This is a genomic window from Polynucleobacter sp. UB-Piko-W3 (assembly GCF_018881635.1).
Classification (GTDB): Bacteria; Pseudomonadota; Gammaproteobacteria; order Burkholderiales; family Burkholderiaceae; genus Polynucleobacter.
The window spans coordinates 1,113,715-1,136,388 of the sequence record NZ_JACVPY010000002.1; the positions used below are offsets into that span (position 1 = coordinate 1,113,715).

21 protein-coding genes, 1 other RNA gene, 1 pseudogene and 1 riboswitch are annotated in these 22,674 nt (G+C 45.5%); of the genes and pseudogenes, 11 read left to right on the forward strand and 12 right to left on the reverse strand.

Features of this window, described 5'->3' with window-relative positions:
* The first annotated feature begins 90 nt into the window (after positions 1-90).
* The 3 genes from ICN31_RS06020 to panC are packed head-to-tail and all read left to right on the forward strand — an operon-like array spanning position 91 to position 1,995.
* Positions 91-279: a DUF3460 family protein gene (locus ICN31_RS06020; RefSeq protein ID WP_216259571.1), complete on the forward strand. Its 189-nt coding sequence runs from the start codon at positions 91-93 to the stop codon at positions 277-279.
* Positions 272-1,147: a ScpA family protein gene (locus tag ICN31_RS06025; RefSeq protein WP_216259573.1), complete on the forward strand. Its 876-nt coding sequence runs from the start codon at positions 272-274 to the stop codon at positions 1,145-1,147. Before ICN31_RS06020 ends, ICN31_RS06025 begins: the two co-directional genes overlap by 8 nt.
* On the forward strand, positions 1,144-1,995 hold the full coding sequence (gene panC, locus ICN31_RS06030) for a pantoate--beta-alanine ligase (protein WP_216259575.1): 852 nt from the start codon (positions 1,144-1,146) through the stop codon (positions 1,993-1,995). Before ICN31_RS06025 ends, panC begins: the two co-directional genes overlap by 4 nt.
* Before the next feature lie 14 nt (positions 1,996-2,009).
* Here the strand turns inward: panC and ICN31_RS06035 are convergent, their stop codons facing one another.
* From ICN31_RS06035 to ICN31_RS06060, 6 genes are all read right to left on the reverse strand, one after another.
* The gene (locus ICN31_RS06035; RefSeq protein WP_216259577.1) at positions 2,010-2,942 is read right to left on the reverse strand and encodes a methionyl-tRNA formyltransferase; all 933 of its coding nucleotides are present in this window, start codon (positions 2,940-2,942) and stop codon (positions 2,010-2,012) included.
* Position 2,943: 1 nt separating this feature from the next.
* Positions 2,944-4,191, reverse strand: coding sequence for a formyl-CoA transferase (frc, locus tag ICN31_RS06040; protein ID WP_216259579.1), 1,248 nt, complete (start codon positions 4,189-4,191; stop codon positions 2,944-2,946).
* Positions 4,192-4,332: 141 nt separating this feature from the next.
* Positions 4,333-4,761, reverse strand: a complete 429-nt coding sequence (locus ICN31_RS06045) for a PAS domain-containing protein (RefSeq protein ID WP_216259582.1) — start codon at positions 4,759-4,761, stop codon at positions 4,333-4,335.
* 69 nt (positions 4,762-4,830) lie between these two features.
* Positions 4,831-6,081, reverse strand: coding sequence for a formyl-CoA transferase (gene frc / locus ICN31_RS06050; protein WP_216259583.1), 1,251 nt, complete (start codon positions 6,079-6,081; stop codon positions 4,831-4,833).
* Between the two features lie 43 nt (positions 6,082-6,124).
* Positions 6,125-7,834, reverse strand: coding sequence for an oxalyl-CoA decarboxylase (gene oxc / locus ICN31_RS06055; protein ID WP_216259584.1), 1,710 nt, complete (start codon positions 7,832-7,834; stop codon positions 6,125-6,127).
* A gap of 212 nt (positions 7,835-8,046) precedes the next feature.
* On the reverse strand, positions 8,047-8,664 hold the full coding sequence (locus tag ICN31_RS06060) for a Crp/Fnr family transcriptional regulator (RefSeq protein WP_216259586.1): 618 nt from the start codon (positions 8,662-8,664) through the stop codon (positions 8,047-8,049).
* Positions 8,665-8,746: 82 nt separating this feature from the next.
* Positions 8,747-8,958, forward strand: a riboswitch (cobalamin riboswitch).
* Between the two features lie 143 nt (positions 8,959-9,101).
* Between ICN31_RS06060 and ICN31_RS06065 the strand changes: the two genes are divergently transcribed.
* The 5 genes and pseudogenes from ICN31_RS06065 to ICN31_RS06085 all read left to right on the forward strand — a co-directional run bounded on the left by ICN31_RS06065 (position 9,102) and on the right by ICN31_RS06085 (position 12,939).
* Positions 9,102-11,222, forward strand: coding sequence for a TonB-dependent receptor (locus ICN31_RS06065; RefSeq protein WP_216259589.1), 2,121 nt, complete (start codon positions 9,102-9,104; stop codon positions 11,220-11,222).
* Between the two features lie 99 nt (positions 11,223-11,321).
* Positions 11,322-11,609: a hypothetical protein gene (locus ICN31_RS06070; protein WP_216259591.1), complete on the forward strand. Its 288-nt coding sequence runs from the start codon at positions 11,322-11,324 to the stop codon at positions 11,607-11,609.
* Positions 11,584-11,802: pseudogene (locus ICN31_RS10700) on the forward strand (cell division protein ZapA); the annotation flags it as partial. The gene ICN31_RS06070 and the pseudogene ICN31_RS10700, both read left to right, overlap by 26 nt.
* A gap of 99 nt (positions 11,803-11,901) precedes the next feature.
* Positions 11,902-12,120: non-coding RNA, 6S RNA (gene ssrS, locus ICN31_RS06080), on the forward strand.
* Positions 12,121-12,939: a sulfite exporter TauE/SafE family protein gene (locus ICN31_RS06085; RefSeq protein ID WP_216259593.1), complete on the forward strand. Its 819-nt coding sequence runs from the start codon at positions 12,121-12,123 to the stop codon at positions 12,937-12,939.
* Here ICN31_RS06085 and ICN31_RS06090 read toward each other — a convergent pair whose 3' ends face one another.
* From ICN31_RS06090 to ICN31_RS06115, 6 genes are all read right to left on the reverse strand, one after another.
* Positions 12,940-14,463 (reverse strand): malonyl-CoA synthase, encoded by a 1,524-nt coding sequence (locus tag ICN31_RS06090; protein ID WP_216259595.1) that lies wholly within the window; start codon positions 14,461-14,463, stop codon positions 12,940-12,942. It abuts the gene before it with no gap.
* A 45-nt stretch (positions 14,464-14,508) separates the two neighbouring features.
* Positions 14,509-15,492 carry a tripartite tricarboxylate transporter substrate binding protein gene (locus ICN31_RS06095; RefSeq protein WP_216259597.1) on the reverse strand — a complete coding sequence of 328 codons (984 nt, stop codon included), beginning with the start codon at positions 15,490-15,492 and terminating at the stop codon, positions 14,509-14,511.
* A 162-nt stretch (positions 15,493-15,654) separates the two neighbouring features.
* On the reverse strand, positions 15,655-16,959 hold the full coding sequence (locus ICN31_RS06100; RefSeq protein WP_216259599.1) for a malonyl-CoA decarboxylase domain-containing protein: 1,305 nt from the start codon (positions 16,957-16,959) through the stop codon (positions 15,655-15,657).
* 157 nt (positions 16,960-17,116) lie between these two features.
* The gene (gene lgt, locus ICN31_RS06105) at positions 17,117-17,908 is read right to left on the reverse strand and encodes a prolipoprotein diacylglyceryl transferase (protein ID WP_216259601.1); all 792 of its coding nucleotides are present in this window, start codon (positions 17,906-17,908) and stop codon (positions 17,117-17,119) included.
* 6 nt (positions 17,909-17,914) lie between these two features.
* Entirely contained in the window at positions 17,915-18,379 is a 465-nt protein-coding gene (locus tag ICN31_RS06110) for a DNA polymerase III subunit chi (protein WP_216259603.1), read from the reverse strand.
* A gap of 14 nt (positions 18,380-18,393) precedes the next feature.
* A complete protein-coding gene (locus tag ICN31_RS06115) occupies positions 18,394-19,998 on the reverse strand; it encodes a leucyl aminopeptidase (protein WP_216259605.1) in 1,605 nt (534 codons plus the stop codon).
* Positions 19,999-20,156: 158 nt separating this feature from the next.
* Here ICN31_RS06115 and lptF point away from each other — a divergent pair, with 158 nt between their 5' ends.
* The 3 genes from lptF to ICN31_RS10615 all read left to right on the forward strand — a co-directional run.
* Positions 20,157-21,272 carry an LPS export ABC transporter permease LptF gene (gene lptF, locus ICN31_RS06120; RefSeq protein WP_216259607.1) on the forward strand — a complete coding sequence of 372 codons (1,116 nt, stop codon included), beginning with the start codon at positions 20,157-20,159 and terminating at the stop codon, positions 21,270-21,272.
* Complete coding sequence (gene lptG / locus ICN31_RS06125; protein WP_216259609.1) at positions 21,269-22,423, forward strand: LPS export ABC transporter permease LptG; 1,155 nt, start codon at positions 21,269-21,271, stop codon at positions 22,421-22,423. Before lptF ends, lptG begins: the two co-directional genes overlap by 4 nt.
* 62 nt (positions 22,424-22,485) lie before the next feature.
* Positions 22,486-22,674 (forward strand): LysR family transcriptional regulator (locus ICN31_RS10615; RefSeq protein ID WP_255530924.1); only part of this gene is annotated, 189 nt, incomplete at its 3' end.

Here is a 22,674-nt window from a genome sequence, read left to right on the forward strand (position 1 = left end):
AAGCACCTATAATGGCGGGTGTAGTCCCCAGATGACTTTTGGAATTAATACCATAAGTTATTGATTTTATTGAGTATTTTAGGAAGTGTCATGGCAAGATATCAGTCTGAATTTACCCAGTTCTTAAATGAGCTCAAATCTGAGAAGCCCAATCTCGAGGCAGACCAACAAGCTGGTCGTGCGCTACTGTGGGACAAAGAACCTCTTAGCGCTGAAGATCAGCGCCGTGCAAAAGCTGCCAAATTAAAACAACGCGCTTACGTTTACTCGAATGATTGAGCCGGGAACTGAGCCAAGTACTCAGCCAATATCGGATTTACTAGATAGCACCCCCTCAGTTACTGACGGGATGTCGGAAGCGTTCGCCAAACTGTATGGCGAGCCATTATTTAAATTACCTACTGATCTGTATATTCCACCAGATGCTCTAGAAATTTTTCTAGAGGCATTTGAAGGTCCTCTAGATCTTTTGCTTTATCTCATTCGTAAGCAGAATTTCAACGTGCTGGATATTCCAATGGCGCAGGTTACTCAGCAATACCTGAGCTATATCGATCAAATTCGCCACACCAATCTTGAGCTTGCTGCTGAGTATTTGTTAATGGCAGCGATGTTGATTGAAATTAAATCGCGCATGCTATTACCAATGAAGAAGGCAGATAGCGAAGAAGAAGTAGACGATCCACGCGCAGAGTTGGTTCGGCGCCTATTGGAATATGAGCGCATGAAGCTGGCTGCTCAAGAGCTTGACCAAATTCCACAACAAGGACGTGACTTCCAAATAGCCCATGGCTTTGTGGATACTACCGTTGCTATCACTTGGCCGGAAGTCAATTTAGATGATCTGCAAATGGCTTGGCGTGATGTCCTCCATCGTGCCAAACTCAATCAGCACCACACCATCACTCGCGAACAATTATCTGTCCGTGACTTCATGACGCGGATTTTACGTCGCCTACAAAGCACGCGCTTCATTGAGTTTGGTGAGCTATTTGAAGATGCGATTAAATCTGGCGAAGGTATTCCGGTAGTGATTGTCAATTTCATTGCCATGCTCGAGCTCTCACGCGAGGCTTTGATAGAGATCACACAGGCTGAGCCCTATGCTCCGATTTACGTGCGCCTTGCCTATACTCCAGTTGCATGAAAATCATCAGTGATATTCAGGAGTTGCGTGACCACTTGCGCGGCCAAAACCGTGCTTCATTTGTACCGACCATGGGTAACCTGCATGAGGGTCATTTATCACTCATGCGACTAGCAAGACAACATGGTGACCCAGTAGTTGCCAGCATCTTTGTAAATCGCCTGCAGTTTGGCCCCAACGAGGACTTTGATAGCTATCCCCGCACTATGCAAGCGGATATCGAGAAGCTAGAAAAAGAAGGTGTCTACATCCTGTTTGCACCGACTGAGCGTGATCTCTACCCACAACCACAGGAATACCGCGTAGACCCGCCACAACAACTCGGTGACATCCTTGAAGGTGAATTCCGCCCGGGCTTCTTTAAAGGGGTTTGTACGGTTGTATTAAAACTTTTTTCTTGCGTACAGCCCAAGGTCGCCGTATTTGGAAAAAAAGACTACCAACAGTTGATGATTATTCGTCAAATGGCTAAACAGTTTGCATTACCAGTAGATATCGTTCCTGGTGAAACTATTCGTGCTGATGATGGCCTCGCCCTCTCCTCTCGTAATGGCTACCTCTCGACTGAAGAACGCGCAGAAGCACCCGAACTACAAAAAGCGCTTAAAGAAGTACGTGAACAAGTCTTGCAATTAAAGGAACGAAATGTAGCGTCACTTTCAGAAATTGAAAGAAAGGCAGTGGCAACACTTGCTGGACGCGGCTGGAATCCTGATTACATCGCCATTCGTAAACAAAGTGATTTGGCCCCAGCCTCCAATGAAGGTCTGCATGCAGGCGAGCCACTCGTGATTCTCACGGCGGCCAAGATTGGTAAAACACGCTTGATAGATAACTTAGAGATTTAATCTCTAAGTAATGTTTACAGGGTAAAGAACTGACCCACTTCTAAGTTCAGCTCTTTAGCCAAATCAGCACCACTCACCTTCCCTGTAGCACCCTTAGCCTTGAGGACTTCAATCTGTCCGCCATGGCAGGCGATAAAGAATGAATCTAAAGTGATTTGGGTGATTTCACCTGGCTTGCCTTTAACCGCACCAAAGGTTGCAGTCACATGTTTGTGACAATCGTAGATCTGTACCTTTTGTTCACCAAATTTCGTCCATGCTCCAGGAGCCGGGTTGCACGCACGAATCAGGTTGTAGATCTGACTGATATGCGTCGCCCAATGAATCTGCGCAGCATCAATACCAAACCAACCTTCGTAGTTAGCCTTAGATTCATCTTGAACGAGTTCTTGATGCTTGCCTGCGACCACGAGGTCAGCAGCCTCTAGTAACGCTTTTACTCCGATAGGGAAAAGATGATCAAAGTAGACCTTGCCCAAGGTGTCATTTGGCCCAATAGCGACTTCTTTTTGCAAAATCACTTCGCCTTCATCTAAGCCATCGGATGGACGGAAGATCGTTAGGCCCGTTTTTTCTTCGCCTAATGCAATCGCCCAGTTAATTGCACTGGGGCCGCGATATTTTGGCAGTAAGGATGGGTGATATTGGATCGTGCCATGCTTCGGAATCTTGCAGAGCTCTTGCGGCACAAATTGCAGCACATAGGCCATCACACAGATGTCGGCATTGGCATCAATCATGGCCTGAGCAGCCTCAGGTCCTTTGAGGGATGAGAATTGCAGAGCGCTAAGGCCCCTTGCCAGCGCTGCCTCTTTCAGGACCTCAGGTTTAGTAGATTTGGGATTATCAGGTGGGCAGAAAACAGCAACGACTTCGTCACCACGATCTAAAAAAGCCTCTAAAGCAGCCTTACCAAAATCTGCACTACCAATTAACGCAATCCGCATCTTAGATTACCTTATCGTGACGAAGAGAAATTAATTCATCAGTCGAATAACCTAATTCATGAAGAATCTCATCAGTATGCTCACCAAGCAATGGTGAACGAGTTACATCAGTTGGGCTATCAGACATCTTGATTGGATTTCCTACAGTGAGGTACTTACCTCGAATGGGGTGATCCACTTCAACTACTGTACCTGTAGCACGGAGTGCGGGCTCTTCGGCAATTTCTTTCATGGACAGAATTGGGCCACATGGAACGTCGTACTTGTTGAGAATATCCATGACTTCAAACTTGCTCTTAGTCATCGTCCATTTTTCGATCTCACCAAAGATCTCCATCAAATGAGGTAAGCGGGCCATTGGGGATGCGAATCTGACGTCTGTAATCCAATCTTCATGACCGATGACTTTACAAATTGCTTCCCATACTGGCGCTTGCACTACGACATAGATGTATGCATTTGGATCGGTTTCCCAGCCTTTGCATTTCACAATCCAGCCTGGCTGACCACCACCAGAAGCATTACCAGCGCGAGGTACAGCTTCGCCAAACTCACCGTTCGGAAACTGTGGATACTCTTGCATGATGCCATTACGATCTAAGCGCTGTTGGTCACGCAACTTCACGCGACACAAGTTCAATACTGCATCTTGCATTGCTGCCAAAACTTTTTGGCCGCGGCCAGAGTGGGTGCGCTGATAAAGCGCAGTAACGATACCCAGAGCTAAATGCAGGCCAGTTCCGCTATCACCAATTTGCGCACCAGTCACCATGGGAGGGCCATCATCAAAACCAGTGGTGGATGCAGAACCGCCAGCACATTGCGCGACGTTCTCATACACTTTGCAATCTTCATAAGGGCCGGGACCAAAACCTTTGACAGAGGCCATGATCATCATCGGATTGAGTTCTTGAATGCGTTCCCAAGTAAACCCCATGCGATCGAGCGCGCCCGGCGCAAAGTTTTCTACTAAAACATCACATTCTTTAATAAGGCGCTCGAGGATCTCTTTGCCCTTTTGAGTCTTGGTATTGACAGTAATAGAGCGCTTGTTGTGGTTCAACATCGTGAAATACAAGCTATCTGCATCCGGAATATCGCGCAGCTGACCGCGCGTTGCATCCCCTTCCCCAGATTTTTCTACCTTGATTACATCCGCACCAAACCAGGCAAGCAACTGTGTACAAGTTGGTCCAGATTGAACGTGCGTAAAGTCGAGGATTTTGACCCCTTCTAGTGCTTTTGCCATGGTTTAAGTCCCAATAAAGTATGAAATTTTGAATTAGATTAATTTTACCAGTGGGGAATCAGGGTAAATAGTGGATGCCCAATTTTTGGGCATAGACCCCCTGCTCAAGCTAAATTGACGCTTCCTAAGCGGTATAGGAGTCTAAGAGACGTGAGTTTCAAGATCAGCGATGCGCTGTTTAAGAACCTTCTCCTGGGCATAGCGCTCGCTCTCATCGCGAATTACAGCAACAATCCCATTGACCTTGTGATGCTCATCAAACAACATTCCGACCGTAAACGCTATAGAAAGTATGCTGCCACTCTTATGCAGAGCGGGCACCTTGAGCAATGACGCACCGTAACGAGTAATCCCCGTTTCCATTGACTTGCGACAGCCCTCGTTATGTCGATGACGTTGACGCTCTGGAACAATCAAATCTAGTGTACTACCTAAAGCTTCTTCTTCCGAGTAACCAAAGATACGAGTAGCAGCGGGATTCCACAAGACAATTTTTTCATGAGCATCGACAACGACGATCGCATCCCCTATGCACTCTACTAATTGGCTTAAATCAATATTGGTATTCATAGACTCAATCTATATAAAAAAGGCGCTCACAAGGAGCGCCTTCAAGATGCTACTGATTAATGATCGTTCTTAAACTGCTTTAGCTGTATGCAACTTGGCAATGTCATCAGCGTTGTAGCCAAGGTCAGCCAATACTTCATCAGTGTGCTCACCCAATACTGGAGATGGCTTCACTTCGATTTCCAAATCAGAGAACTTGATTGGGCTGCCGATAGTTAAATACTTACCACGTACCTTATGGTCCACTTCAACGATTGAGCCACTCTTACGCAGATCAGGTGAAGCAGCCAATTCTTTCATGGAGAGAACTGGAGCACATGGAATATCGAACTTGCGGAGAATATCCACAGCTTCGTACTTAGTCTTATCTTTGAGCCAATCTTCAATGGTTGCGAAAATATCAAAAATCTTGTCTTGACGAGCTTCAGCAGTCATGTACGCTGGATCAGTTGCCCACTCTGGTTTGCCCAAAGCCTTAGTAATTGGCTCCCAAGCGTGACCTTGAATGGTGAAATAGATGTAAGCATTAGGATCAGTTTCCCAGCCCTTACACTTCAACACCCAACCTGGCTGACCGCCACCACCAGCATTACCGCCGCGTGGAACTACGTCAGTGAATGTGCCGTGTGGATACTGTGGATACTCTTCCAAATAACCAATCTTGTCCAAACGTTGTTGATCGCGCAACTTCACACGGCATAAGTTCAATACTGCATCTTGCATTGAGCAAGAAACTTTTTGACCTTTGCCAGTTTTTTGACGCTGCATCAAGGCAGTCAAAATGCCGATTGCTAAATGCATACCAGTATTAGAATCACCTAAAGCTGCCGCAGAAACTGTAGGAGGGCCATCCCAGAAACCCGTTGTTGAAGCAGCGCCACCAGCACACTGAGCAACGTTCTCATATACCTTTAAGTCTTCATATGAGTGGCCATCGCTAAAACCTTTTACTGATGCCAAAATCATTTTTGGATTGAGTTCCTGAATACGCTTCCAAGAGAAGCCCATACGATCGAGGGCGCCTGGGCCGAAGTTCTCAACCATTACATCGGAAACTTTAATCATCTTTTCTAATACTTCCTTACCCTCTGGAGTTTTAGTATCCAAAGTCAAAGAGCGCTTATTGCCGTTGAGCATAGTGAAGTACAAAGCATCTGCACCTGGGATATCACGTAATTGACTACGAGTAACGTCACCTGAACCTGGACGCTCAACCTTAATCACGTCAGCGCCATAAAAGCCCAATAACTGAGTACATGCAGGACCTGCTTGTACATGGGTAAAGTCAATAATGCGAATACCGTCTAATGGTTTAGTCATGTTTGTTTCTCCTTAAGTATTACTTATTTAGCTTTGGTAAAAGTTATTTCTTGCCAGCCGCAGTGGATGGGTTCAAGTTGGTCAAACGTCCACTTTCAGTACCTGCGGCTTCATCAATAACAGCATTGATCAGGGCTGGTTTACGGGCAGCAATCGCTTCTGTTAACGCTGCTTCTAATTCTGCTGGAGTAGTCACGTAGTAACCTACCCCACCAAATGCTTCGATCATCTTGTCGTAACGAGCATTTTTTACGAATACAGTCGGAGCAACATCAGCGCCGCCAGTTGGGTTTACGTCGGTACCACGGTAAACGCCATTGTTGTTAAAGACGACTGTCGTGATTGGCAAGTTGTAACGGCAAATAGTTTCTAACTCCATGCCGCTAAATCCAAATGCGCTATCGCCCTCGACTGCAACAGTTGGCAAGTCACTGATAACTGAAGCGCCAATCGCATAACCCATACCAATACCCATGATGCCCCAAGTACCAGAGTCAAAACGCTTACGAGGTTTATACATATTTACAATCGCACGGCAGAAGTCCAGCGTGTTTGCGCCCTCGTTTACTAAGTTCACATCGGGGTTCTTTTTAATCACATCACGGATCGCACGTAGTGCTCCATGAAAGTTCATTGGGCTTACTTCTTTGGCAAGTGTTTCTGCCATCTTCGCCATGTTCTTGTCTTTTTTCTCGTTGATTGCTGAAATCCATTCAGCGCTTGGCTTGGGAACAGAAGCAATGGCTTTTAACAGTTCGCCAACGCATGAACCAATGTCACCAATCAATGGAGCGGCAATTTGTACGTTGCTATCAACTTCGTTTGCCTGAATATCGATCTGAATAAATTTCTTAGGCTCTTTGCCCCAAGTCTTGCCTTTACCATGAGCCAATAACCAGTTCAAGCGGGCGCCAATTAGTAAGACTGTGTCAGCCTCTGCCAAAACAAATGAGCGGGCTGGGGATGCAGTTTGCGGATGATCATCTGGCAATAAACCTTTTGCCATCGACATTGGCAAGTAAGGAATACCAGACTTCTCGATCAAGTCACGAATCTCTTTATCAGCCTGCGCATAAGCAGCGCCTTTGCCCAAGAGAATCAATGGACGCTTCGCACCCTTCAATACATCTAATGCACGACCTACAGCATCAGCCGCTGGAATCTGGCGTGGCACCGGATCAATGACTTTGAAAATCGTTTTCTTAGCTTCTTCAACTGGCATGGTTTGAGCAAGTAGCTGAGCTGGCAAGTCTAAATAGACTCCACCTGGGCGACCAGAAACTGCTGCACGAATCGCGCGGGCGAAACCAATGCCAATATCTTCAATGTGATTAATACGATATGCAGCTTTGCAATAGGGTTTAGCTGCATTGAGCTGATCCATCTCTTCGTAGTCACCCTGCTGCAAGTCAACGATCTCACGCTCACTTGAACCGGAAATCAAAATCATTGGGAAACAGTTCACAGTTGCATTTGCTAATGCTGTTAAGCCGTTCAAGAAACCTGGTGCAGAAACAGTCATGCAAATACCGGGCTTTTGTGTCATGTAGCCAGCGATCGCTGCAGCATTACCAGCATGTTGCTCATGACGGAAACCAATAAAGCGCATACCTTCTGCCTGCGCCAAACGACATAAGTCGGTAATTGGAATACCAACTAGACCGAAAATGGTGTTGAGGTCATTTGCCTTTAAAGCATCAATGACGAGATGAAAGCCATCGGTTAATTGTGTGTTTTGATTATCTGTTGTCATAGAATTTTGATATCAATTGCAGGTCACCACTGAGTGATGGGGTTATGCAATTTAGCTTTCGCTAGCTTCTCCAATAAAGTTATTAATTGCACTGCGGGTATTAGTCCCCGCTTGGCAGAGATGAATATTAGGCTCGGGGTGGAGGTTCATCATTGACTTCGGTCAATTTCCCCCTAATTCAAGCATCCCAAAGGGGCGCAAACCCATAAAACCTAAATAAAAAGCTCTTTATGCTTTGTTTTAAGACGGCTCAAGGTCTCTGGAGAGAGATTGAGGTAGGAGGCTAGCTCCTTTTTGGGAAGTAACTCAAATAAGTCTTCATATTTACGCAGGAAACGCTCTACTCGGCCTGGGGCATCGAGCATATGCAAGGTAATGGTATGAGCCATGATCTCGCTCATGAGTCTCATCACTTCGAACTCAAAGCTTTCTTTGAGGGACTGATGTTGCTCCAAGAATTCGGCCCATTTTTTAAGGGGCATCCGAGCTACGCGGGCTTTAGTGACAGCAGCAATACTATAGGGAGCCGCAGTCTTAAGGCGCCAAGCAGCATAGCTAGTCTCAATATCTTTTTCAATCGCAAAGCGCAGAATCATTTCTTTAGCGTCAGCACTAGACACAATGCGCTTTAGGATTCCATCTAAAACAAAGTACTGCTCCATCTGGTGATCGCCTTGATGGAGCACAATTTCTGATTTTCTGAGATCTGAGATCTCTAAATGACCCCCTAACTCAGCCATTGCAGCCTGATCCAAGCTTTTTAAGACTGAGTTTTGACTCAACTGAAGACGAATCAGGTTTTTTTCGGGGTGCTTATCTAATGCTGTCATAAATCTATACTCCAAGAGTGACAATTGTAGTCTTTATTACCCTAAAAACTAAATAAAAACCCTAACCCACTAGGTGATTAAGCTATAATGGTCTTGTCGTGGTGCTTTATTGCAGTGCAATAAAGTTAAACGGGAAACACTAAACGTGTGCTGCCCCCGCAACGGTAAGTAAATGCACCTTTTATCAAAAGGGTGTCAGGAATCTGACAAAGCCACTGTGCGCGTCAATCGCATGGGAAGGCCAGATTCTGAGATTTACTAGCCCGGATACCGGCCAAGACAGGTGGAATTTCGCGGACGGGGACCTTCGCGCGCCGATGACAGTGCCTGGTCCTGCGATCTTGCGCCCAATTGACGCCCGAACTCCTGCACGTGAAGTTCTGTTCGACCCAGCTTACGGGGAAGTGAGCTAGGTATTCGACAACAGAAAGCAGTTCATGAAAGAGCAGTTCGGCAAGAAAAAAATCGCCCTAGTATGCAGCGCATTGTTTTCACTCGGTAGCACCAACATCGCATTCGCGCAAAACTCTCAATCCACAGTAATTGTTACAGGTTCACGCTTTCAAGAAAATCTCAACGAAGCTCCTGCGAATGTCAAAGTCATTACGCGCGATGAGATCGAAAACTCCAGCTCCAACACCATCCCTCAATTACTATCCCAGATAGGGGGGCTTAAAGTTAGCGGATTAAATTCCAGCACACTGAATTTAGATGCCTCAGTAGATATGGGTGGCTTTGGACCGACTGGCAACAGTACAACCGCTGTACTGGTTGATGGAATCAGAATTAATCCAATGGACTCAGGCAGTGTTGCTTGGGATACGATTCCGATTGACTCGATTGAGCGTATTGAAATTCTCCAAGGCGGAGCTGGTGTGCAGTATGGCAATGGCGCCGTTGGCGGAGTCATCAATATCATCACCAACGGTGGCAAGAAAAATATTAATCAAGCCTCAACTACCTTCGGAACCTGGGGCACTTCAATCAATAATGCAATCTTCAGAAATACAGTTGATAAAACTACTTATCAACTGAGTGCAAATACTTCAAATACCAATGGTTGGAGACCTAATACTGCAGCCAATGCATATTCCATGGATGCAAAAATTCTACAGGACTTAGGTGGGGGTGATCGCGTATATGTTGATGCTTACTATGGCTACACCAATTCGAAAATTGCCAGCCCTGTCGTTGGCCTGGTTGGTTCGGGCAACCCACTCTCTGTTCGACCACAAGAAGCCGGTAATAATCTCACCACAAATAATTTAGGATTTAGGCAGGGCTTAACAAAAAGTCTGAATGAAAATTTTGTCACGGAACTTGACACTTCATACAATAATAAAACTTCCTTCTTCTACACTCCGCAAGCAGATTATTTCACCTCCTTAGATCCTGCTAATGCGAATTTTGGTTTTGCGGGAAGCGCAATGAATAACAAGCTGCAAGGCTGGCAATTAGCTGTCTCCCCTAGGCTTAAAGCAAATTTTGCTGGGGTGGGAACCACCATCATTGGATATGATTTCTCTAAAGCTAATCAAGCGGGTAGCAATAGTTATAGCCCACTATCTCAAGGAATTATTCAAGCTAATCTATATGGCACGTATTTCAACAATCTGACCCACGATTCACAAAGCGCAACTCAAGTTAATAATTCTGTCTATGTAATGCAAAAAATACCGCTAGGAAAAGTTTTGGAGGCAAGTGGAGGGTTTCGTCGACAGGTCCAGCAAGCCTCCACTACCAATACCTCAATCAGTGCAGCCAATGGAACGGTTAGCAATACGCAGCAATATGCAGCTAATGCAGGAGATATTGCTTTAAACGCTAACTACTTCCCGGGGCAAAGAATATATGTGAAATGGAATCAGTCCTTTAGATTCCCAAATATCGATGAATATTGGGGATTTGCATACGATGCAAACGGGGTCGGTAGCACTGTATTTAATGGCATCCTACAACCACAGACTACCCAGACTTATGAAATGGGCGGCAATTGGACAATCTGGAATTCAAAAATTACTTCTTCGATTTTTAAATCCATGACTCAAAATGAAATTAGCTATAACCCTACAACAGGCTATAACTACAACTCCATTTATCAAACTAATCGTGGCGGAATTTTGTTTGATATCGTTTCTAATATTACCCCGTCATTCAATATTGGAGGGGGAGGAAAGTACCAGAAGTCATACTATGCAAATGGGCCCTATGCCGGTAATGCCATTCCGATAGCCCCTGATACTCTTCTGAACGCCAGGGCAAACTACCTCATCACCAGCAGCTGGACCATAGGAGGAGTGGTGAATTACATCAGTAATCAATACTACGATGTTGGACCCAATAATTACACCGCATCTCCTGTCATGCCTGCTTATGTAGTTGGAGATGTTTTCACTTCTTACAAGCTCAAAGCAATTGAGGCTCGACTCACGGTGAAAAACGTAGGCAATTCACAATACTCAAGCTACGGTGGCGTGAGCTCCTTTAGCGGGAATCACTTCTACTACCCTAGCGAACCTAGATCAGTTTACGTAACACTGAAATACAGCTTCAACTAATCATTTATGGATTTGCCTGGTTTAGATCCCTGCATTCAAATATAGGGATCTAAACCAACACCCCTACCCCAACCCTTTGCCTAAGGCTACAATGCCAATATGAGCGAGCAAACCCCTTTCTCCCCTGATCTGAGCGATACGGAAATCGAGTCTATCAGTACGTCTGTTAAACGCTTATCTGATAAAGTCCATTCGATTACAGAAGCCGTTAAAAACCTATCGCAGAACCGGGCTCAACTTGAGGACAAAATTGAGGGTGCGCAAAAGCGTATTCAACATATTTTGAGTCGCTTACCAGAACAAACTGATGGACGCCAATTAAACTTACTTGGCGAAGCTATTCCACCTACCAACGCAGAGGATGATAGTGAGCCAACAACGCATTGAAGTAACCCTAGCTGGGCAAAAGATTACTCTTGCCACAAGCGCAGAGCATGAGCCTTTGCTGCGCGAGGCATGCGTATTGGTTGATGAGCAAATTCAGCTTGCTATCGGCGGTGGCAATCGCAGTATTGAGCGTGCCAGCATGATGGCTGCACTCAAAATTGCTGGTGATCTCATTAAGCTACAAAAACAATCACAACAAAGTCCCTCTTCTAACGTAAGTTCAGATGAGATTGCAAGACTTCAAGCAGAGATCCACAATCTTGAAGATCAAGTAGATGCTTTGATGCAAACTCTTTCCCTGCCTGGTTCGCCAAGGCCAATAGTTCCTTGAACCGATGCGCAAGCATCCGGAACGATCTTTACCTTGTGGGCGTGAGCGTTTTGCAAATTCACAGTGCCAACTCAGACTTGGTTACTCCCTGAGCTTCTTAATGCACCCGAAGCAGAGTAGCCGTTCCACCTTGAACCTTAGGGTTCAGGATGACGGCCTAGCGGCCAAGGCGGGGAATTCATGTTACTAAGCGATATCTTGATGCTCATGTTGTGCGGGAGCATCTCCGGATTTCTGGCTGGACTTTTAGGCATTGGCGGCGGCATGATTTTGGTGCCCTTCATGATCTTGGTTTTCAACCATTTAGGATTTAGCCAGGAGGTGATTGTGCATATGGCCATCGCTACTGGCATGGCCACTATTCTGTTTACCACCACATCAGCTATTTGGGCACACCATAAGCATGGCTCTATTGACTGGAAACTCGTTGCAGCCCTGAGTCCAGGCTTAGTCATTGGTAGTCTAATTGGCGGCAGTGAAATTTTTGAAGCGTTAAATACTTCGTGGCTTTCACTCTTTTTCGCGATCTTTATTGTTTACAGCTCAATTCAGATGTTGCTCAATAAGAAGCCTCAGGCTGGCAGAGAATTACCAGCTCCTCTTGGACTCTTTGGCTTTGGCACTTTTGCTGGCGCCCTCTCTAGCCTTGTTGGCGCTGGTGGTGCATTTATCACTGTACCCTTCATGCTCTGGTGTAACGTGAAGCCCCATGTAGCAATGGCAAGCTCTTCTGGTCTAGGATTTCCGATTGCAGCGGCGGCAACGATTGGCTATATGTACGGCAGCTGGAATCACCCTAACCTACCATCTGGATCCTTAGGTTTTGTTTATGTTCCAGCGGTTGCTTGCATTGTTGCAGTGAGTATTTTCACTGCTCCGCTGGGCGCCAAGATGGCCCGCAAGCTCAATATTGCTCAACTCAAGCGTATTTTTGGTGTGATGTTGTTGTTCCTTGCAGCCTTCATGTTTAATGAAAGCCGCAAGGCGTTTGGTTTTTAACTAGCTCGTATATTGCTCACGCAAGATATTCTTTTGTACCTTACCCATCGCATTACGAGGTAAGTCAGCCACAATCTCTAAGCGCTTGGGAATCTTAAAGTTCGCAATCTGCGTTTTTAAAGTAGCAATCATTGCTTGGGCATTTAACTTCGCACCAGCTTTTGGCACTACAACTGCCATTACAGCCTCACCAAAGTCTGGATGTGGAATGCCAATCACTGCACTCTCATCTACACCATCCATATCATCAATAAAGCCTTCGATCTCTTTTGGATACACGTTGTAACCACCAGAAATAATGAGATCTTTGCTGCGGCCAACAATACATAAGTAGTCTTTTGGAGCTTTGCCGCCATTGGCATCGCCACCCCAACGCCCAACGTCACCCGTCTTAAACCAACCGTCTTGAGTAAATTCTTCGGCAGTTTTTTCAGGCATACGCCAGTAGCCCGGGAATACATTTGGGCCTTTGACTTGAATGCTGCCAATCTCATCAACGCCACACGGTTTATTGTTTTCGTTGACAACACGCACCTTAACGCCTGGCAATGGCAATCCTACTGAACCACCCACACGTGCACCCTTGTATGGATTGGAGACCAACATCACTGTCTCACTCATACCATAGCGCTCCAGAATCGGCTGGCCAATCACTTGCTTGAAAGTATTGAATGTTTCCGTCAATAAGGGGGCTGATCCAGAAACAAACAAGCGCATATTACGCGCTACTTTCTTATTAAAGCTCTTGTCAGCTAACAAGCGTACATAGAAAGTGGGTACGCCCATCATCACTGTAGATTTTGGCATGTGATGGATCAATTGCGCCGTATCTAAGCGAGGCAACCAAATCATCTTGCTACCGTTAATTAATGCACCATGGGCAGCTACAAATAATCCATGCACATGGAAAATAGGTAAGGCATGCAAAAGCACATCGCCTTTTTGCCAGCCCCAGAATTTCTGTAAGACCTGAGCATTACTTCCGAGGTTTTTATGGGTGAGCATTGCGCCCTTACTACGGCCAGTAGTACCTGAGGTATACAGAATGGCTGCAAGGTCATCGTCTTTAGCTGGCACAGTTTTAAATTGATCACTTAAACCACCTGCGCGCTCTAGCAATGTGCCAGTTCGATTTTCATCAAGAGTTAAGACATGCTTAGTGCCTGCCTTATCAGCCACTTTGGATACCCAGGAGAAATTCTTGCTACTGCAAACTACCACAGCAGGCTGCGCATTCTCCAGAAAATATTGGATCTCAGCAGACTGATAAGCTGTATTGAGAGGTAAATAAACATAACCCGCACGAATCGTAGCAAGATACAGAAAAAGAGCCTCTGGGGATTTCTCCACCTGGACAGCAACCCTTGAACCAGCAGGCAGCTTAAGACTCTTGAGTAAATTCGCCAGCTTAGCGGTGGCACCCTCAAGATCAACCCAGGAGTAGTAAAGCCCATCATGTGTTTCTAATGCACATGCTTTCTTATCTTTTGGAAATCCTTTTTCCAATAGCGAATATAAATTCATGAACCCCTCAAATCCAACTATTAATATTGATTAGCAATAAAAGTATCAGTCCAACTTAGCGCCAGAAGCCTTAGCTACTCCAGCCCAGCGCTTGATGTCGGCATTAACAAACCTGCCAAATGCGTCGCCAGATAAATTAGGAGTATCGGAACCGTTATTGGTCCAGGTTGCCTTCAACTCTGGGGTATTGATTGCTTTTTGCACTTCAGCAATCATCTTGTCGACGATTGGCTGAGGAGTTCCCTTGGGTGCAAATAAACCATACCAAGTAGAAACTTCATAACCCACTAAGCCAGCTTCTGCAGCTGTCGGAACATCCGGAAATCCTGGTGCGCGCTTTTGCGAAGCTACTGCTAAAGCAACAATAGCGCCATTCTTGATTTGAGGAGCTGAAGAACCCAAACCATCAAACTCAATATCAACCTGTCCTGCAATCAAATCCTGCATTGCTGGGCCAGCGCCACGATAAGGAATATGGGTAACAAAGGTTTTAGTCAACATCTTGAACTGTTCGCCAGCCAAATGATGTGTAGAGCCATTACCTGCACTGGCGTAGTTAAATTTGCCAGGGTTCTTTTTCAAGAGCTCAATAAATTCTTTGAGATTCTTGACTTGAACATTTTTAGGATTCACGACAATCACCTGAGGCGGGTTTGCAATCATCGCCACTGGTACAAAGCTCTTCTCAATATCGTAATCCAGGTTCGGATACATAGATGGCGCAATAGCGTGATGGGCGGCGCCAACAAAAAAGTTGTAACCATCTGGAGCCGCCTTTGAAGCAATGGAAGCACCTAGTGTTCCACCAGCGCCACCACGGTTATCAATAATGATCTGCTTACCCAATTGCTTGGTCAGTTGCGCAGCCAAAGGTCTTGCGAAGGCGTCAGTACCACCACCCGCTGGAAATGGAACGATAAAAGTAATTGGCTTATTAGGCCACTCTTGAGCCATCACCACTAAAGGTGCAGCACAAACTAAAAACAAAGCCTGCTTGATAAGGCTCGTAAATCTCAATTGCTTTAACATTTTTGTCTCCTTTACTAACTATTTTGATTGGCTATAGATTCAATATCCAAACTTCAATAACACTTTTGGCTTACTACGTCATGCCGCCAAGCTTACTCCATATGAACCTTAGGCGAATACTCTATGGATTCTGCCTTAGGACGTCTCCTCCTGCATTCCTGATCAGGGCACCATTAAACGGCCTACTGCCCGTGAATAATCAATCTCTCCGTGGGTAAAACGCTCATGATTCTCCTCAACAGAAGAAAGATCATATAAATAATTCACCATTAATGCCCCTGATTCACGAAGGCCCTTCCGCGAAAGATCGGCTGACCAATTGATTTGATGGAGCTTTGCCCCATTCCCTAGATGGAACTTAGCCACAGGATTACCATTGCGTCCAGCTGAGCCGAGTCCTAAATAAATACTAGCGAGACATAGCAATGCAGATTTTTCTTTTTCGCTTGCATCATCAGGATGCCAGCCAGCACTTAAACGCTCAGTCCAAGAACGTTTTACCAAGCCCAGAGTCTCTAGCGCTTGCTCGCGAGCCGATCTTATTGCAGGCTTGAGTTGTACGTTGGACTTTTCACCACCAACATCAGCACCACTAGCTACCCAATCTATAAATCCAGGAATAGGCGATAAGGTCACAAAAGTTTTGAGGCCAGGAAACTCTGCATGCAATTGCTCAGCAACTCGCTTAATCAAGAAGTTGCCCATAGAGACGCCACGTAATCCAGGCTCGCAGTTACTAATAGAATAAAAAGCGGCTACTTTGTAGTTGGAAGTCTGGTGAACCGTTTCTGCCTTCTTATCGACAAGTGGCGTAATCACCGCAGGGATTTCTGGCAGGAGGGCAACCTCTACGAAGATTAGTGGCTCATTAGGCAACTGAGGATGAAAGAACGCAAAACATCTGCGGTCAGGCTGCAGACGGCGGCGCAAATCATCCCAACCGTCAATCGCATGCACTGCTTCGTGCTGAATGAGCTTTTCTAAAATCTCGGCCGGCGATTTCCAATCGACGCGATGCATCTTCAAGAATCCAGGATTGAACCAAGAAGATAAAAGATGATGCAAATCAAAATCTACTGCTGTTAACTCTGGTTGTTTATCGAGCACCTGCAAAAGATCGCGGCGCATTCCTACTAATGCAGCAGTTCCATTGGTGGCGCGATTTAAGCGGCGGAATAACTCTTGCCTGGGCGGCTCAACAACTCGTTGTAATTTAATGTAATTACGGGCATTACCTTCAGCCGAAAAGTTTTGTGCAGCGGACACCACCGCTATAGGATCTGGATTGAGTTTTTGGAATAGGAAAGTAAAGAACTTGGCATGCTGATCTTTTGCGAGCTTGGAATAGTTATTAATCACATCATCTGCCATGCTGACAGCATTGGACTCGCCACGCTCAGAAATCAGGCGGGTCACCGCACCAGTAACGCGCGAAAAATAACGGGCTTTTGCTAACTTTTCAAGCATGTGAGTCTTTTCAGAAATACGGCTAATAAAAAACGATAAATCAATGTATTCCTGCAAAAACCCTGAAATCCATTAAGTTACTGATTGTATCTAGAAAATATAGGTATTTAGGTATTTTTGCGATGCAATATCAGGGCTTCAGCCCTGATATACATTTTTATACCTTGGACTTTGATTTAAACGAAGTCATGAGGAAAATGCCGAACAGGATCATTGGTACACATAACCACTGCCCCATCGATAAGCCTAAACCTAAGAGACCCAAAAATGCATCTGGTTCACGCGCATATTCAGCTAAGAATCGGCAGATACCGTAACCCAATAAGAAAAGTCCTGAAACCTGACCGACACGATGTTGTTTGCTGGAATAGACCCATAAGACCACCCCAAGCAAAATGCCCTCGCCCAGCAACTGATAGATTTGAGATGGATGGCGCGGGATGTTATCAACCATGGGAAACACCATGGCCCAAGGAAGATCAGTTGGCCTACCCCATAACTCCCCATTAATGAAATTACCTAGACGCCCAAACGCCAAACCAAAAGGGACCAATGGGGCGACTAAGTCACTCACTACAAAGAAAGTAGTGTTACGTTTTTTTGCAAACCAATACAAAGCCAGCAGCACACCCAAAAGGCCGCCATGAAAAGACATGCCACCCTCCCAAACCTTCAAAATATCTAAAGGGTGCGAAAGGTAATAGCCAGGCATATAAAACAAGGTATAGCCCAAGCGGCCACCAAGAACAACTCCCAAGACGCCTGCAAATAATAAGTCTTCGAGATCTTTATAAGTCCAGCCTAAGGCTTGATAGCGTGGGGCTTGAATCCGTAAACGACCTAACAATAAAAATTGTGCGAAGGCCATGAGATACATTAATCCATACCAATGAATTGCAAAGGATCCAATGCGAATCGCAGCTGGATCAAACTGGGGATGAATCAACATAGAGCCTTAACTCTTGGACTGGTCAAAGTTGTGCAACTCATGACCGAGATCTCGGTAAGCTTTATAACGTTCGCGCCCGGCTAAGCGTTCGGCCTCATTGACTGTAACGACTTCAACAATGCGGGGAAATCGTGCGACTAAAGCAGCTACGTCTTTGGGCATTCGCATCCCCAGATGAATCATGACATCAGCATGTGGTAGGTTGGATAACGCGGGAGAGGCAAAATCATCCGTTAAAACAATGGGGGTCTCAGTAGCGGCCTCATCATCGATAAAGCAATGTGGCAAAAAATCAGTACTACTAAAAGTCCAAAGTAACTCATCTAGTTTTTTTAAATCGGCCATTTCGCCAACCATTACAACATTACGCACTGGCTGACCTTCAGGTGTAGTACTCCAAATTTTCCGCGTCAGTCGACAAGCGTATTCCAGCTTATCAGCGACATTGCTATGAAAATCGATACGAGCCATGGCGCAGAAGAAGCTTACTTTTGCTCAAGCAAAAAGTTCACCAACAAAGGCACTGGACGACCGGTAGAGCCCTTTGCAGCACCACTCTTCCAGGCGGTGCCGGCAATATCTAAATGGGCCCACTTGTACTTCTCAGTAAAGCGCGACAAGAAGCAAGCTGCAGTAACGCTGCCTGCCGGACGACCCCCAATATTGGCAACATCAGCGAAGTTCGATTTGAGCTGCTCATGATAGGCAGTATCCAAAGGCATACGCCATACAGTATCTAAAGAGATCTTGCCTGCTTTAGTCAAAGCATTGACTAAATCATCATCATCTGAAAATAATCCACTATGTACATGACCCAAAGCGATGACACATGCCCCCGTTAATGTCGCAATATCAATCACTGCTTTAGGCTTAAAGCGCTCTACATAGGTGAGTGCATCACACAGAATTAAACGTCCTTCAGCATCAGTGTTCAGAATCTCAATGGTTTGACCAGACATACTTTTCACAATATCGCCTGGACGAGTTGCTTGGCCAGACGGCATGTTTTCACAGGTGGGGATTACGCCAATCACATTCTGATTAAGCTTCATCAAGCCAGCCGCATACAACGTACCTAATACTGAAGCAGCGCCACACATATCGTATTTCATCTCATCCATGGCTTCGCCAGGCTTTAATGAAATGCCACCCGTATCAAACGTAATACCTTTACCAACTAAAACAATTGGCGCATCACCCGCTTTGCCACCTTGATGACGCATGACAATAAATTGGGGTGGTGTTTCAGAGCCCTGTGCAACGGATAAGAATGAGCCCATACCCAAAGCTTCTATTTGCTTGCGGCCAAGCACTTCAACCTTTAAGCCAACCTTCTTGCTAAGGCCTTGAGCAGTCTTAGCTAAGTAGCTTGGAGTGCAGATATTGGGAGGAAGATTGCCCAAATCTTTTGCTAAATGCATTCCTTCAACCATAGCAAGACCTTGCTCTACCGCAAGCTTAAGCTCTTTCGCGCAATGATTGTTACCGGCAAACACTAAATGTTTAAAAGTATCTGCTTTATCTTTTGCTTTAAATTTCATGGCGGGTTGACGCACACCGAAACGATAAGCTTGGTCGCCTGCATACTGAATTGTTAGTCGCACTTCTTCAGCAATTAACTCTACTTTTTGTGCAAAGCTTGGTACAAACCACAGCGCATTTTCAATTGAGCCACCGCTTAATGCTTTCAATCCTGCGCGCACTACTTTAGAGAAGCTGGACAAACTACGCTCGCTAGCAAGATGTAAATCACCCAAACCTAGCAATAACACGCGTTTTGCCTTCACCCCGTTTGTAGCCCAAGATTTTTCAGCACGCAGAATACAGACAGCTGATTGCTTATCTTCAAGATCACCGAGCACATTGGCGTGGCTCAATGAACCACCCAGCAATTGGTCAAGCTCAGCCAAAAATCCCGCTTTACTCTTTGCCGCTTTTGCGCCACCAAAATGATCAAAGTCGGCCTTGGAGTATCCCAAAACTAAACAGTCAGAGCTCTGAGCCAGAAGGCTTTTAAGGCTGGAATTTAAGGCTTTTGGGCTTTGGAGGTCAGCCTGAGGGAAAATCTTGCTACTAAATTGGATTGTCATAATCTATTGCTTATGTTTAAGTCGAATCAAGGGTGTAGGAAGTACAAAAACAGGTTTTTTTCCATTATCCTCCGACATGAGGCGAACTTCTTTTATCTGCACCAATATAAGCCCTTAAACCCCACTAATAACCCCAGAATCCAAATAAACCGTTTAGCATGATTTTTCACCAAGCCCTCCGCCGCGAACTCAGCTATACGACTGGTGGGGTTTTTTTGGTCTTGGTGACCATCATGGTGACCACCTTGGTCATTCGAATTTTAGGTTTTGCCGCAAATGGCGCAGTTAACCCAGAGGATGCTGTAGTGTTAATTGCACTGGCTACTCTTGGCTACCTGGCAGTTTTACTTACCGTCTCCCTATTTGTAGCCACCCTCATCGTTTTGGTTCGTTGGTACAAAGACTCAGAAATGATCGTGTGGTTTGCAAGCGGCTTAAGTATTACCAATTTAATTCGCCCCGTTCTGCAGTTTGCAACTCCTCTGATTATCATCATCGCCCTCTTGGCACTTTTTGTTTGGCCCTGGGCAAATCGCGAATCCACCCTCATCAGTCAGCGCTTCCAACAGCGTGATGACGTTTCCATGGTGAGTGCTGGACAATTCAAAGAATCTGCTAAAGCAGAGCGCGTGTTCTTTATCGAAGAACTAGATATCGATAAGGGCGAAGTAAAAAATATATTTGTTGCCGATTCCAAGAATGGCAAGCTCAGTGTTGCCGTCTCCTCAACCGGCTACATCCAAAACTCCGAAGGCGGGGAAAAGTCGATCGTGCTCAAAAAAGGGCGGCGCTATGAAGGTCAGCCGACGCAGCCTGACTTTAGAATTCTCGAATTTGAAGAGTACAGCACCAAAATTCGCAGTAAAGAGGCTCTCGCCCCTGCGCCACGTGATCGAGAAAAGACGATCACTGAGTTATTCACTACTACAGGCCCCGAAGCCATCAATCCAAATCGGGCTGAATTACTTTGGCGTATCGGCCTACCTCTCATGGCGCTTGGGTTGGTGCTGATTGCAATCCCATTAGCTTACGTCAACCCACGTCTTGGCAATTACACTGCTATGTTGTATGCAGTCTTAATTTATTTAATTTATAGCAATCTACTGAACTTAGCGCAGAACTTTGTGTCTCAAGGAAAAATCAGTGTATTTGCTGCTATTTGGCCCATCCATCTTTTGGCATTTCTGATTGCTTTTGCCCTGATTCGTAATCGCATTAATCCATCATTGAAATGGTGGCAACGCCAATTACCCGGCGGGTTTACAAGCAAATGAAAGTGCTCTTTCCCTTTATCTATGAGCGCTATTTAGCCAAGCAAATTTATGTAGCGTTTGGTTTTATTTTGTTTGCCCTTGTAGCCCTATTCTTATTTTTCGATATATTGAGCGAGCTTGGATCAGTCCAGGGCGGCTATACGCTACCTCTTGCACTACTGCATGTTCTTCTAAAGGCACCTAGTCGGATCTCAGAAATCATTCCGATTGCCGGGCTAATTGGCAGTATTTACGTCTTTGCTATGCTCGCTAGCCAATCCGAATTTACGATCCTGCGTATCGCCGGCCTTGATGTAAAGCGTGGTCTGATCACTCTCACCAAAATCTCGCTACCACTCGTGGCGCTCACACTCATTACGAGCGAATGGGTCGGCCCCTATACCGAGGCTAAATCAGAGCAAATTCGCATGAAGGCCTTGGGCTCTGCTTACTCATCACAATTTAGAACTGGTGTTTGGGTAAAAGATCGGCTGCGTGATGAGGATGGCAGCGGTCCAGTGAGGCCCGGCGTGCGCTATGTCAACGTTGGCAAGGTTGATAAAGATAATGTTGTCAGTAATATTCGAATGTATGAGTTTGATGACGCCTATCACCTTTTATCTATTAGAAGCGCCACCTCAGGCCAGTTTGACGAAACTGGCATTTGGGTACTAAACGATGTTGTAGAAACTCGCTTCAAAGAAACTAAGCAATCCGACCCATTGGATGCCGTTTTTTCTGCACAGACATTTAGACATCCCATGGTAATGCTGGAGTCTGAGGTGACTCCCAAAATTTTGAGCGTACTGCTGATTAATCCAGAAAAGATGTCTATCCTGAGTTTAGGTCGCTTTATCTCTCATCTTCGTGATAACAAACAAGATGCGCAACGCCACACTATTGCCTTCTGGAAAAAAGTAATTTACCCCTTTACCATTTTTGTAATGCTCGCCTTAGCATTACCTTTTGCTTATTTAAAAGTGCGCGCTGGCAGTGTGGGCATTAAAGTTTTTGGCGGCATCATGCTGGGCATGAGTTTTCAGCTCTTTAACTCCTTATTTTCCAATGTCGGCTTATTAGGATCTTGGCCCGCTCTCATGACGGCTCTCACGCCACCCCTGCTTTACTTCCTCTTGGCTCTAACGGCATTACGCTGGGTATCTAAAGCTTAATACCCAAAATTCATTTAGAATTTGATTCCTATATCTTTGTTGATATATAGCTAGGAATTTATATGAATCTCCATCAATTTCGCTTTGTGCGCGAAGCGGTTCGACAAAACTTTAATCTGACAACGGCTGCCAAGGCCCTCTTCACTTCTCAGCCAGGTGTATCCAAGGCAATTATTGAACTCGAAGATGAGTTGGGAGTGGAAATCTTTCGCCGTCACGGCAAACGCATTCGCTCTCTCACCGAGCCAGGT